Genomic DNA, 16,753 nt, shown 5'->3' on the forward strand with positions numbered 1-16,753 from the left:
ATTTATCTTGTTGTGTGTTCTACAAAAACATGTTTTTCTTCTTCGCCCGTATTCACTAAATCATAGGCTTTTTTGAAACCGACCAGTTTGACTTTGATATTCACTTCTTTTGACCGTATCTTTTTAAATTCCTTTATCAGGTCGAGTACATCATGGGCGATATATACGGTGTCTGAAGCATTGATAACCACTTTTGAATTTTCCGGTATCGCTGCCAAAGTTGATTTGATAGCCGCCTTGTTCAGAAAAGATACTTCCTGGGCCAGGTCGATATGGATCACATCGCCGTCCTGAAGCGTTTCCTTGCGAAAAAGGTACGCCCTTTGCATATTCCCTTTCAGAATAAAGATAACACTTATAATTATCCCCAAAGCTACGCCTTTTAACAAATCTGTGAAAACAACCGCTAATAAAGTACAGATAAAAGGGACAAATTGGTATTTCCCTTTCTCGTAAAAATGCAGCAATATTTTCGGATTTGCCAATTTATAACCTACTAACAGCAATATTGCGGCTAATGTAGCCAACGGAATTTTATTCAGTACGAAAGGAATTGCCAAAGCACTTGCCAGCAACAAAACACCATGTATGATTGTCGACATTTTAGATTGCGCCCCGGCATTGGCATTAGCCGAAGTCCTCACCACAACCGATGTCATTGGCAATCCTCCGAGCAAAGAACTGATCAGGTTTCCGATGCCCTGCGCTTTCAATTCCACATTCGTATCCGTATACCTTTTATGGATGTCCATCCTGTCTGCCGCTTCAATGCAAAGCAATGTTTCGATAGAAGCAACGATGGCGATGGTAAATGCCACGATCCAAACCTGTTTGTTCCCGATGGCTGTAAAATCCGGGGTAACCAAGATGGCGCTGAATTCTTCAAAAGTAGTAGGCACCGGCAATGAAACCAAATGCTCTGCCGAAATGGCCAGCGAACTTCCCGAACTGATAAACAATTCATTGATAATAATCCCGACTATTACGGCCACTAAAGCGGCAGGAACCAGTTTCAGGTTTTTAAGGAAGCTGATTTTATTCCAGGCGATCAGGATAAACAGCGAAACAGCGGTAATGATGACCGAACCCAAATTGATATGGCCTATTATAGCTGTGATTTCGGTAAACGTATTTTTGCCATCATTCTGGATGAAAGACAAATCTCCCAGGAAATCCTTGTCCATACCAAAAGCATGCGGGATTTGTTTCAAAAAGATAATGATCCCGATCCCGGCAAGCATTCCTTCGATAACATTGGTTGGAAAATAATTTGAAATACTCCCTGCTTTGAGGAAGCCTAAAGTAATTTGGATGGCTCCGGCAATAAAAGCCGCCAGCAAAAAGATCCTAAAATCCCCGAAGGCAGTAATTGCCGTAAGCACAATGGCTGTCAAACCTGCGGCAGGCCCGGAAACACTTAAATGTGACTTGCTCAGGCAACCTACTACGATTCCTCCGACAACTCCCGCAATAATTCCAGAAAACAAGGGTGCACCAGACGCAAGGGCAATGCCCAGGCATAAAGGTAGTGCCACCAAAAAAACCACTAATCCAGCTGGAAAATCTGAATTAAGGTTGGCAAAAAGATTTATTTTTTTTGTCATGACCTTTAAAATTTAAAACGATATTTTACCATAGGCTTATGCCTACAGCCTGAAATGCTATGTTTTAAACTTGTTCGGGCGGAAGGAGAAAAATAGTGGGATTTGTTACGTAGTGTTTTAACAAATAATAATCATGAACTTTTTTAGAAGGCATTTCATCGAAAGGAATGATCAACTTATGGTTAAGTACCACAAACTCTGACTTTACTTCCTTTACCTGTTTGGAGTGGGAATGCTCTTCTTCTTCCGTAATAGTATACGCGAAATTAGTCTTACTCCTTTCATTGATCACACAAACGATGACAGATGAAAACTGGAATAAGATAAAAATCCCTAATACTATCCTGGTCAAAAATTTCATGGTGCGAATTTAAAAAATATATTTTCTTTTTAAGGCACATTAACATTCATTTATAAAAAAAAACTCCCTGAAACCAATCAGGGAGCCTGTTCTTTTATTTTCTGTCGTATTTGCAGCAACTGTGCAGCTTTTCATAATCGCTATCTGTCGCTTTGACTTTTTCGGTATCGTGCCCAACTTTGGCCACAGCCTTTTCCACATCAGGTAAAGAACATTTTTCCTCATTCAGGATCAGGCTCAGCTGGTGCGTTTCCAGGTTCCAGGAGGCCGATTTCACACCCGGGACACTTAGCGCCGCTTTCTGGATCCGTTTTTGGCATTGTTCGCAATTACCGTTTACCTCAATGGCGTATTTTGCATTTTTGTTGGCCTGTTGCGCTTGAGCGGAAAAACCTGCGAAAGCCATTATCAGTACCAAAATCAAATGCTTGATTATTTTTCTATTATTGATTTTTTCAGTTTTCATATCTTATATTTTTGAATTAAAATTACTTATTTTATTTTAAACCGTAAGCCGGCGTAATACATTTGCCCGAAGACCGGAGCATATACAATAGTACTGTCAAAATTTGTTCCAAAAGGGTTTTCCGCCCCTAAAATAGCTTTGTCCTGTTTGTAATTACCGAAATTTTCAGCACCAAGGTACATTTCGAAAACAGAAGAAAACGTCCGCGTTACCTGCGCGTTCATCACCACTACCGAAGGAGAGAATTCCGGCAGCCTGTCTTGGTCAGGGTTCGATGCCGTATTGGGCAATTGCTGCTTCCCGATCCAGTTGAAAGTATAATCAAATTTCCATTGTTTTCCTTTTTCCTTGATATGGGTTGCAAATTCCAGGTTCCCGAAAAAACGGTGTTTGGCCTGCAAAGGACGCTGGAAACTGCCCGAAAGATAATCAGTCCGGACATCATAATATTTATACGCAGACCTCAGGTTCAGGTGTTTGATGAACTCAATATTAAACTCAACCTGCAAACTATTGGCAAACGAATCTCCTTTAAGATTGTAAAAATTAGCCTGTTGCGGGCTTTGGAACAAATCAACGACCACCTGGTTCTGGAAATCGGTCCTGTAAAAATCTACCGAAACATCGGCATTTTTAGAAAAAAGGCGGAACTTCTGCAAGAAACCGATACCATAATTCCAGGCTATTTCAGGATTTAAACCATAGATCTTTCCGCCCGTATCCAAAATGGCAAAATTCCTTGCACTTCCAAAAAGCTGTTGGTTTTCTGCAAAAATATTGGCCGAGCGCTTCCCTCTTCCTGCTGAAAAGCGCAATACGCCATCTTTCCAAGGATTATACCGCAGATGCAACCTTGGGGTAACGAAAAACCCGAGACGGTTATGGTAATCTGCCCTTCCTCCCAAAATCATGCTGAAATTGTCGGCATTATCATAGGTATATTCAAAAAAGGCACCTAACGAATTGTCCCTTCTGCTATAATCGGAAACGTTTACAAATTCCCGGTAATCATCGGAAGCAAAATTCAGCCCTGCCGTAAATTTATGGAGCGTATTGCTGATGATCGAATTGAAAATCAAATTCGAATAATAGCTTTGCTGCCTGATATTATACTGGTTCAGGCCAAAATACGAATGCTGGTTGTGCGATGTGACTGCGTTTTGGAATCCGATACTCTGATACGGCATTTCCGGCCAGACGTAGCCTATTTTTGAAGAAAAATCAAAACGTTCGGTGGTAATTTCCGAACCCCAGTAATTCGTCGTCAGTTTATCTCTATCAGGATTGAATTCAAGTTGCCCGGTTTGTTTTTCATCATTCATATACCTGAAATTCAAGAAACTGACCCAGCCTTTTTCGGCATTTGAATATTGCCAGCGGTTCATTACATTGATTTGATTGCCCAGCGGATTATCCAAAAAACCGTCTTTATTCATGTCGTTTTTGGAAACGCGGCTGTTTCCGTGCACAAACAGGCTTGTCGCCCATTTATCGGACACTTTTTTATTCAAATGGGTATTGATTTCAAAACGGGAATCCGTAGCGCCATAGATATTCAGGAAAAAAGGAATGTCGTTTACCGGTTTTATCAGTTCCGTATTGATTTGCCCGGAAATGCTTTCGTATCCGTTGATGACGCTTCCCGCACCTTTAGTGATCTGGATGCTTTCTACCCAGGTCCCGGGCGTAAAAGACAATCCGTAGGCTTGTGATGCGCCCCGGACGCTCGGCACATTTTCTTCGGTAATAAGAAGATAAGGACTGGTAAGCCCCAGCATTTTTATTTGCTTTGTCCCGGTGAGGGCATCGGAGAAATTCACATCGATCGACGGATTGGTTTCAAAGCTTTCCGCCAGGTTGCAGCAGGCCGCCTTGAGCAATTCCTTGCTGGACAAAACGGTTGTATTGGCTGTTTTAAGTAATGATTTTTGAAGTTTGCCCCGTTGTGCTTCCACCTTTACCGTTTGTAAAGTATCCTGGGAAAAAGCTGGCAACGAAACCAAAACAACAAAAAACAAAAAGGTATTTTTCATTGTAGCATTATTTTAATGTTCAAAATTCGGTTAAGACGATTGAAACAAAAAAATCAGGCGTAAAAAAGGTATTGGGAATATAGTTTATAAAGCGGCGGCGCATTGCTGTCACAGTAAAATGCATCTGCTGCATTGTTTTTGATGGAAACCGGAACCAGGGATTCAATAGGTTTCCAATCGTAAGAAGCCAAAGGGATTTCCAATTGGAACGAAAAAGCTTTTGCGAAGGAATGATCGGTTTTTTTCACCGGTTTTATCTCCCGGTCTTTGCAACAGGACGATTTCTTTTCCAGCTTGCCGCAACAAGATTTCTGTGGAGATTTTGCAAAAGAAGTGAAAGAAACGGAAGCGATTTTATCACCGCAATAATGCACCTGGAAAGCAAGCCCGGCATTGGAAACCAATACCAGCACCGCTACAAGAACCGCTATGTGCTTATTTATTTTCACGCAGCAAAGTTATACAATTACCGGAATGATAACAGCCAATGAATTGTTATTTTTTTTGGGATTGCACCTGGAAATAAAATCCCGGAAGGAAAAGCAATATAAAAAGAGGCTGGATCAGGAACCTTCGGATATAAAAAAGCACCATCCGGCAGCTTTCATCGCAATAATTCAAGCAGCCGTAAAAACCCACCAACAACACTACAAAAAAGATTCCGTACAAAACAGCCGAAAACCTGACCAAAGCCACATCTTTAAAAACAACATATAGGATAACAAGCGAAATAACCGTGTTGAGACAATACCTTAAAAACAGGGACAGGTACAATCGCAGGGAATCGGTTTGCGGATAGGGCAAAGTGCTTTCTCCTTTGAAATAATCCAGGAAAGGATCGTAAAATAATTGATGTTCAAAAGCCCTGACCATGGCCAACAATCCAATCAAGAAAAACAATTGGGCAATCAGGATCTTGTTATTGAGCAGTTTTTGAAGCATATTTTGAAAATTTATTAACCCAAATGACCCATAGGGCAAAAACCGTCCCGTAAATAATCAGTGGAAAAAAAACATCATGCAGGATATGTTCCTTCTCGGGAAACTGGTAGGTAAGCATCACTAAAAGTGCTATCCTGAAAATATTCAGGACATATACAAAAAGGCTTCCGCCGAAAATAAAAAGTAACGTAGCCTTCCTTTTCCCGGAAAAAGCCACTACAAACGAAATAAACAGTATGATGACACTTATCGCATTGCAGCCTTCTATAATCCTGGCAATGTATTGTTGTTTATAATAAATCTTAAAGTAAGACTGGCCGGTTTCTTCCCGGACATAAGAACCGGGGTCACTAAACTGCAGTACCTGCTGCGTAAATCCTGCCACGTTGTTTGTTACGGCATCCGTTTTGCCTTCAGGGAAACCGCCCAGGTAAAACTGATAGGCCGAAGCCAGCAGCAAATAGGTAAGGAAAAATTTCCCAAGGAAGAGCAAAAAAGGCTTATAAAGGATGAAATAGTTTTTCAAATTTGGATTTTTAACAAATTTATATAAAAATTAAAATCAACATTAAATACTTTTGCATAAAAATAGCCACTATGATTTTCGAGACATTAAAACCAAAAGTAACAGAAATTACAAACAATCCGGCATTTTCAAGAGATGAAAAGCTGCTTGCTGTTTGCGGGCTTTTGGAACAAAATATAGCATATTACACCTGGGTCGGGTTCTATTTTGCCAATCATGAAACCAAGACACTCCATTTGGGGCCTTATGTTGGCGCACCAACGGACCATACGGTAATTCCCTTCGGGAAAGGGATTTGCGGACAGGTAGCCGTTTCCAATGAAAACTTTGTGGTGCCGGATGTGGCAGCCCAGGACAATTATATCGCGTGCAGCTTTACGGTAAAATCAGAAATTGTAGTGCCTCTTTTCGTCAATGGGGAAAATATCGGCCAGATTGATATTGATTCCAATGTCCTCGATCCGTTTACCGAAGCAGATGAACGTTTTTTAGAGTTTGTAAATCAAGAAGTTGCAAAACTTTTTTAATGTAATATTAATATTATATTTGTCAATCTAAAAAATAAAACTACCTTTGCACACGAATACGAAAAACGTATTTATACATAATAATCATTTAAAGGATATTAGCATGTACTTAACTAAAGAAGTTAAAGCAGAAATCTTCGCTAAACACGGAGAAGCAACAAACACTGGAAAATCAGAAGCCCAGATTGCTTTGTTCACATTCAGAATTAATCACTTAACAGAACACTTGAAGAAAAATCGTCACGATTACAACACTGAGCGTTCGTTAGTGAAATTGGTAGGTAAAAGAAGGTCTCTTCTTGACTACTTGAAAAATACGGAAATCAACAGATACCGTGAGATTATCAAAGTATTGGGTATTAGAAAATAATCAATATAAAAAAGAGGTGCCCACGCGCCTCTTTTTGTTTTTACACATTTACAGAAAAAGTTTGGTTTTTCATTGGGTTTTAGACAACAACTACACACAACAACTACAACACAACTAGAACCCTTTGTTTAATTAAAGAATTACATTTTATGATTCCAAAAGTATTCCAAGAAGTTATCGATTTGGGTGATGGAAGAAGTATCACAATCGAAACAGGAAAATTAGCCAAACAAGCTGATGGATCTGTAGTTGTTCGTATGGGAGATTCTATGTTGTTAGCAACAGCAGTATCTGCAAGAACAGCAAATCCAGGTATCGATTTTCTACCTTTAACAGTAGATTATCGTGAAAAATTTGCCGCTGCGGGACGTTTCCCTGGTGGTTTTTTCAAACGTGAAGCACGTCCGAGCGACAGCGAAGTATTGACCATGCGTCTTGTAGACCGTGTGTTGCGCCCGCTTTTCCCGGATGATTATCACGCAGAAACACAAGTAATGATCCAGTTAATGTCCCATGACGAAGAAGTTATGCCGGATGCATTGGCCGGTCTTGCCGCTTCGGCTGCATTAGCCGTATCGGACATTCCTTTCTACAATTTAATTTCCGAAGTCCGCGTAGCGCGTATTGACGGGAAATTGGTTATCAACCCAAGCAAAGCGCAATTGGAATTATCGGATATCGATATGATGATTGGAGCTTCTTTGGATTCGGTTGCCATGGTAGAAGGCGAAATGAAAGAGATTTCGGAAGCAGAAATGGTGGAAGCCATCAAATTTGCCCACGAAGCGATTAAAGTTCAGATTCACGCCCAATTAAGATTACAGGAAGCTTTCGGTAAGAAAGAAATCCGTACGTATGAAGGCGAAGTGGAAGATGAAGAAGTCTACAAAAAAGTAAAAGCAGCTGCCTATGACAAATGTTATGCAATTGCACAGGAAGCTTCAGGCAAAAGCGAAAGAGGCGAAAAATTCGCTGCTGTAAAAGAAGAAGCAAAAGCTTTATTTACAGAAGAAGAATACGCCGAAAATGCTGATTTGTCTGCATTGGTTGGAAAATATTTCTACAAAACCAATAAAGAAGCAGTCCGTAACGTCATCCTTGAAAAAGGTATCCGTCTGGACGGAAGAAAAACAACGGAAATCAGGCCAATCTGGTGTGAGACCGATTATTTACCTTCTGTACACGGGTCATCTTTGTTTACAAGAGGAGAAACTCAAGCCTTGGCTACCGTTACTCTTGGAACCTCAAGAGAAGCCAATCAAATCGATTCTCCATCGGAACAAGGTGAAGAGAAATTCTACCTGCATTATAACTTCCCTCCTTTCTCTACCGGAGAGGCAAAACCTTTAAGAGGAACTTCCCGAAGAGAAGTAGGCCACGGAAATTTAGCGCAGAGAGCTTTGAAAAATATGATTCCTGCCGATTGCCCTTATACGATCCGTATCGTTTCTGAAGTATTGGAATCTAACGGTTCTTCTTCTATGGCAACGGTTTGCGCCGGAACTATGGCTTTAATGGATGCCGGGGTTCAAATGATAAAACCGGTTTCAGGTATTGCTATGGGACTAATTACCGATGGTGAGAAATTTGCCGTATTATCGGATATTTTAGGTGATGAAGATCATTTAGGAGATATGGATTTCAAAGTAACCGGAACAGCTGACGGAATTACTGCCTGCCAGATGGATATCAAAATCGAAGGATTGCGTTATGACATCATGGAACAAGCTTTAGGACAGGCACGTGACGGCCGTTTGCATATTTTAGGCAAACTAACGGAAACGATTGCTACGCCAAGAGCCGATGTTAAGAAACATGCGCCAAAAATCATCATGAGAACCATTCCAGGAAACTTCATTGGAGCCCTTATCGGACCTGGTGGAAAAGTAATCCAGGAATTACAGAAAGCTACCGGAACTACTATCGTTATCAACGAAGTGGATGAGCAAGGAGTTGTTGAAATCTTAGGAACTGATCCTGATGGAATTGCAGCAGTATTAGCTAAGATCGATTCGATTATCTTCAAACCTACAGTAGGTGAATCTTATGAAGTGAAAGTAATCAAGATGCTGGATTTCGGAGCAGTGGTAGAATATACCGCAGCACCTGGAAACGAAGTATTGCTCCACGTTTCAGAACTGGCTTGGGAACGCACTGAAAATGTTGCCGATGTTGTTAAAATGGGCGATGTGTTCATGGTAAAATACCTGGGCATCGATCCTAAGACAAGAAAAGAGAAAGTGTCCAAAAAAGCACTTTTGCCTCGACCTCCTCGTGAAGAGAAAAAAGAGAACAAAAAAGAGTAATCAGAATCTTATAGTTTACTAAAGGTAATTTTTATAGAAAACCCCGTTTCAGCCGAAACGGGGTTTTTGATTTTTTGCCGGATTCAGGTTTTCCAACCTTTTTTCGATTTTGAAACTATTATTTTGCCATAGCCGTGTTACTCTTGTGTGAAATAAGCATTACTTTCGCGGCTTTAATTTTATCTGATGAAAAAAAAATTACTATTTCTTTTAATTCCTTTTTTTAGTTATTCTCAAGTGCAGGTCCTAGACCCCAGCTTTCATGGTGATGGCTTGGAGATACATGCCGGGTCTGACTCGCCTTCAGCACAATATGCCTATGATGCCCTATTGCAACCCGATGGCAAAATAATATATGCAGGCCGGATAAACTCTCCGCAGATTGGTGCTTTTGTAGCCCGATACAATCCGGATGGCAGCAAGGACAGCAGTTTTAACCAATATGGTTTTAAAACGTTCAGTTCACCATCATTATTTCAAACAGTAGTGCTTCAAAATGACGGGAAAATATTGCTGGCAGGGCTCAACAGCCTTTTCCGACTTTCGCCTAACGGAAGCCTGGACCCTTCTTTCAACACAACAGGAATACTCTCAATTACCATGGGTGTTAACTCGTTAAACATTAAATGCATTAGCGTTCAATCCGATGGCAAAATTATCGCTTCGGGCTATATCAATAGTGGCACCACCACCTTTGCTGTGGCAAGGATAAACAGCAACGGGTCCCTTGACACTACCTTTGACGGTGACGGTATAGCTACCATCGCTATGAGTACCGGAAATGACGAGATTTATTCCCATAAAATTCAGGCGGACGGAAAAATTGTAGTCTTCGGAGCTGCCCACAATGGAACCGATTATGATTTTGCCATGGCCCGGATTACTACCACCGGAAGCCTGGACACTTCTTTTGGGACAGGAGGAAAAACAATTACTTCCTTTGTTGTAGGAAACGATTATGGACGTTCAGGGGAAATCCTCCAAGACGGCAAAATTTTATTGCTTGGCGTTTCAGGCGGTAAATTTGCACTTGCCCGTTATTTGGACAATGGTATCCTGGATACTTCTTTTAGCGGCGACGGTAAATTAACCCTAAACGAAAACCTTACCGTAACTACCACAACAACCAACGGTAGCAGCCATTTTATCCCAAGATTGAAAATACTGTCAAGCGGCAAAATTTTAATGGCGGGCAATTCAAACAATGACTTTAAAACCATTCAGCTTCTTGCAGACGGCAGTTATGACACTTCTTTCGATTTTGACGGTGTTGTTACCGTAAACAACAACACTGATACTTCTTCAATTTTATTGCAAAAGCCAGATGGAAAAATAATAACGGGCGGCAATAGTTACGTTAGCAATTTGAGTGATGCCAAAATAAAGCAGATAGAGCTGGATACAAATGGTTCTGTCCTATCCAATACAGACAAGAACATTTACACTTCTTATGACGAAAGCATTGGAGGTACACTAAAACTGAGCGATCAGTCTATCGTGGTCGTATCGAGTGTCTATATCAATTACCAAAAAACTTTGGTGGTAGAAAAATTCCTTCCGGACGGTTTCCATGATATGGATTTCGGTACTTTAGGCCATACTTATATTGCGGCAAGTGATAATGTAAATAAAATACTGCTTCTTTCCGATGATTCGATTATTGTGAATTCTGGTTTAAGCCTATACAAAATAACGCCGTCAGGCATATTGGACGCTGCTTTTGGAACGGCTGGTATTTTAAATGTACTGGAACTTACCAACTACCAGGCAAATTACATTGATGACATGTTAATATCCAACGACAATAAGATATTATTAGCTTGTGATTACATTCCGGATGGCAATTCAACTATTCTTACCGGAATACTAAAATTTAATCTTAACGGTACCTTTGACACTGCTTTTGGAACAAACGGGACAATCACTTATGGGTTTTCCAACTTGAACAATTACAACGAATGGCCGAACGCTTTCTTCCAGGATGCTAATGGCAAGATTATAGTCGCCAGTGTTACTTTCCCTCAGTCCCAATCTTATAGTTCAAAAATATCCTTTTCCAGGTTAAATCCTGACGGAAGTTTTGACAGTACCTTTGGCACCAATGGAAAAATAACCCATGACTACGCTCCTTCTATTTGGACCAATACCATTAGGTCTGGCACCGACAATGGTTACCTGGTTAGTTTCCATGAACCTTCAACAAATGGCCTAAATTCATCAACCTTGAAAATAAACAATGATGGAAGCATTTATACGTTATTTGGGAACAATGGCGTGGCTAGAGACATTACCGGAACTTATAATAACAATATGATAGTGATTCCTAATGGAAAATACCTCAAAGCAGGTTTGCACAATAATCAGTTTTCGATAAGCCGGTATAATACAGACGGGACTTCAGACAGCACATTTGGAACTAACGGCGAAATAAATACGACCATTGGATTTGCTTCCCAGATCTACGATATTGAATTACAGGCTGACGGCAAACTCCTGGCCATCGGAAGCTCTTTTGACGGAAACAGCAGGCTTATCACCTTGGCCAGATATACGAATGTCACTTTAGGCACATTGGATTTCTCCGAAGGCAAAAAAGCCTTGTTGATTTATCCAAACCCGATTGAAAATGAAGCCAATTTTGAGTATACTTTGGCAAATCCGGAAAAAATAACCATCACGATACTTGATTTTCAAGGCAAGGCCGTTAAAAACATCGTTTCGGGCCAATACCAGGATGCCGGAAAGCAAAAATTGCTTTTCAGTACGGAAGGACTCTCCAGCGGCAACTATATTGTAAGAATTGCTTCTGAAAGCGGAAGCCAATCTGTACACATCCTAAAAAAATAATCGGATAGTTTTTACAGCATCTCGATACAAAGACTTGCCCTTTGATTACAAAACCCCGTTTCAGCCGAAACGGGGTTTTTGATTTTTTGCCGGATTGGGCGCAACCTTTTTCCTTTTTTGCCGACTTTAAAAAAAACCTAAAACCTAAAATGATGAAAAAACGGCACAAACCAGCATTTTTTCTCCTGGCATTTTCCTTACTTATTTCCTGTACGGATCAAACGGATGAAATCCAGTCGGAAAATAACGAAAACCCGATGAGCTTAAACAAAATCGTTTCCAATTATTACACAAACGGTGTTTTATATTCCAGGAACGTCAAACATTACACTAACAATGAAGTTGTTGCTGACACTACCTTGACCCCGCCCACACAATGGATGTACAGAAGTGTCATCCTAACCAGCGGACTCACAAAAACATACAATACCTACGATACTAACGGAGATTTGACTGAATCGAGGGAAAAAACATATGACAGCTCCGGAAGGCTAACCGGCAGACGGGATATTATGCCGCCTTCAGCACTTACCTTTTCTTATACTTATAACCAGGACAATACCATTACCAGCAGTTATTACAACAGTTTAGACCAGCAGACAACGGTTTTCAGGACCTACTATAAAAATAATGACGGAATCATTTACAAGGAATTTGACCATTTGAATAACGAAACCTGTACTATGGCATATGAGGGCCAAAAGCCAATTTCCATGACATACCTGAATGCAAATATTACGTATGCTTTCAATTATTTCCCAAACCCTAAACCGTCAGGGACACTCAAATCAGCCAATCAGCTGAATAATGAAGCGGTATTGGGCAACAGCTTGTTGAAACTAGCGGAAAACGGTAATTATTACTATAGAGGCTTTAACAATAGCAACAGTATAAATTGCCTGTTTGACAGCAATAATTACCTAACCAGTAAAAAATACACCTCCGTAAACACCAATGTGACCCCAAACACCACCAACGTACTCGATATACTGTATTATTATAATTAAACATCACTTTTCAGAAAAGAACCCGTTTCAGCCGAGACGGGTTTTTGTTTTTTACGCAGTATGTAAAAAAGATTTTGCGCCGGAACTTCCCCGGAAATCATCTTTCATTTCAATACGTAAGAAAAGACTTATTTACGAATGGTTAATTTTTGGCTTTTAAAAGAAAAGCCCTTCCATTTGTGCGATTTTATTGTATTTTTAAATCTTTATCCAACCAAACCTAAGTAATCATTTACATGAAAAACAGAAAATACTTCTACCACATCCTGTTCTTACTTTTGTACCTTATGAGTCCGGCTTCTTTTGTTTTTGGCCAGGCCACTGAAAATATTTCCTTGTATAATTGGTTCGATACCAAAACAAATAAAGAAAACCTGCCAATCAGCAACGGGACACTTCATGTAAACTACGACCGCACCATTAATAATGGCAACCGGTATTATCTCTCGGATACATTTTCCAAAGGAATGGTCAGCTACAACGGCCAAAACTATTACGATGTCAATCTGAAATATGACATTTACAAAGATGCCTTGGTCATCAATCCTTATAAAGATTCTGAAAATGTGGGCATCAACCTGATCAGGGAAAAAACCGCAGGTTTTACCTTACAGGGAAGGAAATTTGCCAATTTAAACCTAAACGGCAACTTGCCCAATGATTTTTACGGAGGATTCTACGAAGAAAACCTTGTGGGAAAAGGCTTTGTGTTTTACATCAAATACAGGAAAGAAGCCAAGGAAATAGTAGAAAGCAAGTTTGTCAGTATCGATTATATCTTCAAGACCGAATTTGTGCTGTATTATAAAAACAATTTCACAAAACTGCATTCCAAGAGAGACCTGATCCAGCTGTTTCCGGAGTACAAAGCCAAAATTGATGCTTTTTATGAAATGAACAGGGCTCTGGAAAACGCAAATGAAGTACAATTTATGGAAAACCTAATGCGCCATATTAACAGTTTTCTACCAACCGAATCCAAGTAAAAAATGAGAAAACTTATCTTCACCCTATTCTTTTTGTTTGTTGCCCAACTGCTTTTCTCGCAAGACACTAACGATAGAATCTCGATAGAATACAACAATGCCAGCAGGAAATCTGTCCTGGAAAAAATAGAAACCCTGAGCGGCTATACCTTTTATTTTGATGAAAAATGGCTGGAAGCAGAAAACAGCCTTGTTTCCGGGAATTACAAAGATGAAAAAATCAAAAACATACTGGAAGACGTTTTCAACAATACCAACCTGAATTTCTTTTTTGATAAAAACAAAATAATCCTGACCCGGAACAGCATCATTTATGATAAGTTGCCTGACAATTATTTCCGCAACCAGCAAAATCCGGCAACAACTGCGGCTTCTCCAAAACCTGTTTTTTTCCAGCAATATGACAGTATCAAAAATCCGGCAGGCAAGGAAAACAGCGCCATTACCCTTGTAGGGCGTGAAACGGTACATCCGGATACAGATTTATACACTCTTTCGGGTTATGTCAAAAATGTCAAGACAGGGGAACTTCTTCCAGATGTGACCATCAGGGTAAAAAACAGCAATTCCAACACCAGCAGTAATGCCGAAGGATATTATATCCTACAGCTTCCGGCGGGCATCAACATTATTGAAACCGAGTCCTTAAACCATAAAAAAACCTCCCGTAAAATCATGGTATACAGCAACGGGAAACTCGATCTGGCCATTTCCGAGAAGATAAACCAGCTGGATGAAGTAGTTGTAAAAGGCAAAAAGAACAAAACTGTCAGGACAGCCATAACAGGTGTGACCACCATTGAGGCGGAAGGGATAAAAAATGTCCCTCTAGTCCTTGGAGAACGGGATGTACTGAAAATCGCCCTGACCATTCCCGGTATAAAAACAGCAGGGGAAGGATCGGCAGGATTTAACGTAAGAGGCGGAAAAGAAGACCAGAACCTAATCTTGCTTGACAATGCCACGATATACAACCCGGCGCATTTTTTCGGGTTTTTCTCGGCTATCAATCCTTATACGACAAACAAAGTAGACATTTACAAAGGTAGTATCCCTGCAGAATTCGGGGGAAGGCTCTCTTCGGTTTTCGACATTACTTCCAAAAACGGCAACATGCAGCAATTTGCAGGTGAAGGCGGTATCGGGCCCGTGACGAGCAATTTAGCGGTATCTACTCCAATTGTAAAAGACAAATCCAGTTTGCTGGTAGGCGGAAGGGCAACCTATTCCGGTTGGATCCTCAAAAACCTCGAAGATGAAAAACTCAAAAAGAGCGAGGCTTCCTTTTATGATGCTTTTGCGAAATACAACCACAATATCAACCTGAACAACAGTATAGAAACCACTTTATATTACAGCAGGGATGCTTACAGCATTACATCAGATTCGCTGTACAAATACAGTAACCGTTTGGTTTCCCTAAAATGGAAACATACTTTCAACCAAAAAAACAGGGCGGAACTGAATTTTACCAACAGTGAATATAAATTTGCCATTGATTATGATTCGGAGAATTTGAACGCTTTTGATTTCGGCTATAAAATAAATGAAACCCAGGCCGTGCTGAAATTCAGTTACCTGTTTAATGAAAAACACAAATTTACCTACGGTCTTTCAAGCAAATTATACGGCATCAACCCAGGGACTTTGGATCCTAAAAAAGACGAATCCTTATTGGTCCCGGTAAATATCGATAAAGAAAAAGGACTGGAATCCGCTGTATTCATATCCGATAATTTTAAAGTCACTCCAAAGCTTTTAGTGGATGTCGGGGCCCGTTTTTCAATGTTTACCGCGCTGGGAGCTTCAACACAAAGGATTTACCAGCAAGGGCTTCCGTTGAGTGATGCCACTGTTGTGGAAGAGAAAAAGTTCGGGAACAACAAAGCCATCAAAACCTACAACGGGTTCGAACCCAGGTTTGCGCTTCGATACCTGATCACCGATGATTTTTCGGTAAAAGCCGGTTATGACAAAACCTTTCAATACATCCATCTGTTATCGAGCAATACCACACAATCGCCTACAGATACCTGGAAATTGTCGGATTGGAACGTAAAGCCCCAAAACGGGCAGCAGGTTTCGTTAGGATTGTTTAAAACCATCGATTATGAAGATTTGGAACTAAGCCTGGAAGGATATTACAAAAAATCGCATAACATCCTGGATTATAAGGTCGGGGCCGAATTACTGCTCAATGAAAACATCGAGACCGAATTGCTCCAGGGAGAAGGAAAATCGTATGGAGTGGAATTTTTAATCCGAAAATCGGCAGGCAGGCTCAACGGATGGCTGGGTTATACTTATTCCAGGTCATTTGTCAAGCTGGACAGCCAGTTTAATGAAGAAAAAGTAAACAATGGGAAATATTTTGCCGCTAATTTTGACAAACCGCACGATGTTAGTGCCGTTTTAAACTACAGATTTACCAAACGTTACAGTTTTTCTGCGAACTTTGTATACCAAACCGGAAGACCCATAACCTATCCTATCGGGAAATACATGTATGGCGGTATTGAATATACCTTGTACAGCGACAGGAACAAATTCAGGATCCCTGATTATTACCGCTTGGACGTTGGGATAAATATTGAAGGAAACCATAAAATCAAAAAACTGGCGCACAGTTTCTGGAATATTTCGGTGTATAATTTATTGGGACGAAACAATCCTTATTCGGTTTATTTCGTTACAGAAGAAGGGAAAGTAAAAGCATATAAAACATCTATTTTCGGCATCCCGGTGCCTACCATCACTTATAATTTTAAATTTTAAACA

The 16,753-nt window shown here is 40.4% G+C and carries 14 protein-coding genes; 7 read left to right on the forward strand and 7 right to left on the reverse strand.

Annotation, left to right across the window (positions count from 1 at the left end):
* Positions 1 to 2: 2 nt before the first annotated feature.
* The 7 genes from E4635_RS14235 to xrtF all read right to left on the reverse strand — a co-directional run bounded on the left by E4635_RS14235 (position 3) and on the right by xrtF (position 5,932).
* The gene (locus tag E4635_RS14235) at positions 3 to 1,604 is read right to left on the reverse strand and encodes a SulP family inorganic anion transporter (RefSeq protein WP_135527372.1); all 1,602 of its coding nucleotides are present in this window, start codon (positions 1,602 to 1,604) and stop codon (positions 3 to 5) included.
* Positions 1,605 to 1,668: 64 nt separating this feature from the next.
* Entirely contained in the window at positions 1,669 to 1,965 is a 297-nt protein-coding gene (locus E4635_RS14240) for a hypothetical protein (protein WP_135527373.1), read from the reverse strand.
* 94 nt (positions 1,966 to 2,059) lie between these two features.
* Entirely contained in the window at positions 2,060 to 2,431 is a 372-nt protein-coding gene (locus tag E4635_RS14245; protein WP_394345978.1) for a heavy-metal-associated domain-containing protein, read from the reverse strand.
* Between the two features lie 26 nt (positions 2,432 to 2,457).
* On the reverse strand, positions 2,458 to 4,464 hold the full coding sequence (locus E4635_RS14250; protein WP_135527374.1) for a TonB-dependent receptor plug domain-containing protein: 2,007 nt from the start codon (positions 4,462 to 4,464) through the stop codon (positions 2,458 to 2,460).
* 53 nt (positions 4,465 to 4,517) lie between these two features.
* The gene (locus tag E4635_RS14255; protein WP_135527375.1) at positions 4,518 to 4,913 is read right to left on the reverse strand and encodes an HYC_CC_PP family protein; all 396 of its coding nucleotides are present in this window, start codon (positions 4,911 to 4,913) and stop codon (positions 4,518 to 4,520) included.
* Positions 4,914 to 4,959: 46 nt separating this feature from the next.
* Positions 4,960 to 5,406 (reverse strand): exosortase F system-associated membrane protein, encoded by a 447-nt coding sequence (locus tag E4635_RS14260; protein ID WP_135527376.1) that lies wholly within the window; start codon positions 5,404 to 5,406, stop codon positions 4,960 to 4,962.
* Positions 5,384 to 5,932 carry an exosortase family protein XrtF gene (gene xrtF, locus E4635_RS14265; protein ID WP_135527377.1) on the reverse strand — a complete coding sequence of 183 codons (549 nt, stop codon included), beginning with the start codon at positions 5,930 to 5,932 and terminating at the stop codon, positions 5,384 to 5,386. The genes E4635_RS14260 and xrtF overlap by 23 nt, the downstream gene beginning before the upstream one ends.
* A gap of 71 nt (positions 5,933 to 6,003) precedes the next feature.
* Between xrtF and E4635_RS14270 the strand changes: the two genes are divergently transcribed.
* The 7 genes from E4635_RS14270 to E4635_RS14300 all read left to right on the forward strand — a co-directional run bounded on the left by E4635_RS14270 (position 6,004) and on the right by E4635_RS14300 (position 16,750).
* Positions 6,004 to 6,459: a GAF domain-containing protein gene (locus E4635_RS14270; protein ID WP_135527378.1), complete on the forward strand. Its 456-nt coding sequence runs from the start codon at positions 6,004 to 6,006 to the stop codon at positions 6,457 to 6,459.
* A 103-nt stretch (positions 6,460 to 6,562) separates the two neighbouring features.
* A complete protein-coding gene (gene rpsO / locus E4635_RS14275) occupies positions 6,563 to 6,829 on the forward strand; it encodes a 30S ribosomal protein S15 (protein ID WP_135527379.1) in 267 nt (88 codons plus the stop codon).
* 149 nt (positions 6,830 to 6,978) lie between these two features.
* Positions 6,979 to 9,135: a polyribonucleotide nucleotidyltransferase gene (locus E4635_RS14280; protein ID WP_135527380.1), complete on the forward strand. Its 2,157-nt coding sequence runs from the start codon at positions 6,979 to 6,981 to the stop codon at positions 9,133 to 9,135.
* 186 nt (positions 9,136 to 9,321) lie between these two features.
* Positions 9,322 to 11,982: a T9SS type A sorting domain-containing protein gene (locus tag E4635_RS14285; protein ID WP_135527381.1), complete on the forward strand. Its 2,661-nt coding sequence runs from the start codon at positions 9,322 to 9,324 to the stop codon at positions 11,980 to 11,982.
* A gap of 149 nt (positions 11,983 to 12,131) precedes the next feature.
* Entirely contained in the window at positions 12,132 to 12,989 is an 858-nt protein-coding gene (locus E4635_RS14290; protein WP_136937712.1) for a hypothetical protein, read from the forward strand.
* Positions 12,990 to 13,225: 236 nt separating this feature from the next.
* Positions 13,226 to 13,975: a hypothetical protein gene (locus E4635_RS14295; RefSeq protein ID WP_135527383.1), complete on the forward strand. Its 750-nt coding sequence runs from the start codon at positions 13,226 to 13,228 to the stop codon at positions 13,973 to 13,975.
* A gap of 3 nt (positions 13,976 to 13,978) precedes the next feature.
* Positions 13,979 to 16,750, forward strand: coding sequence for a TonB-dependent receptor (locus E4635_RS14300; RefSeq protein ID WP_135527384.1), 2,772 nt, complete (start codon positions 13,979 to 13,981; stop codon positions 16,748 to 16,750).
* The last annotated feature ends 3 nt before the right edge of the window (positions 16,751 to 16,753 follow it).

It is taken from the genome of Flavobacterium humi, from assembly GCF_004745595.1.
GTDB lineage: Bacteria > Bacteroidota > Bacteroidia > Flavobacteriales > Flavobacteriaceae > Flavobacterium > Flavobacterium humi.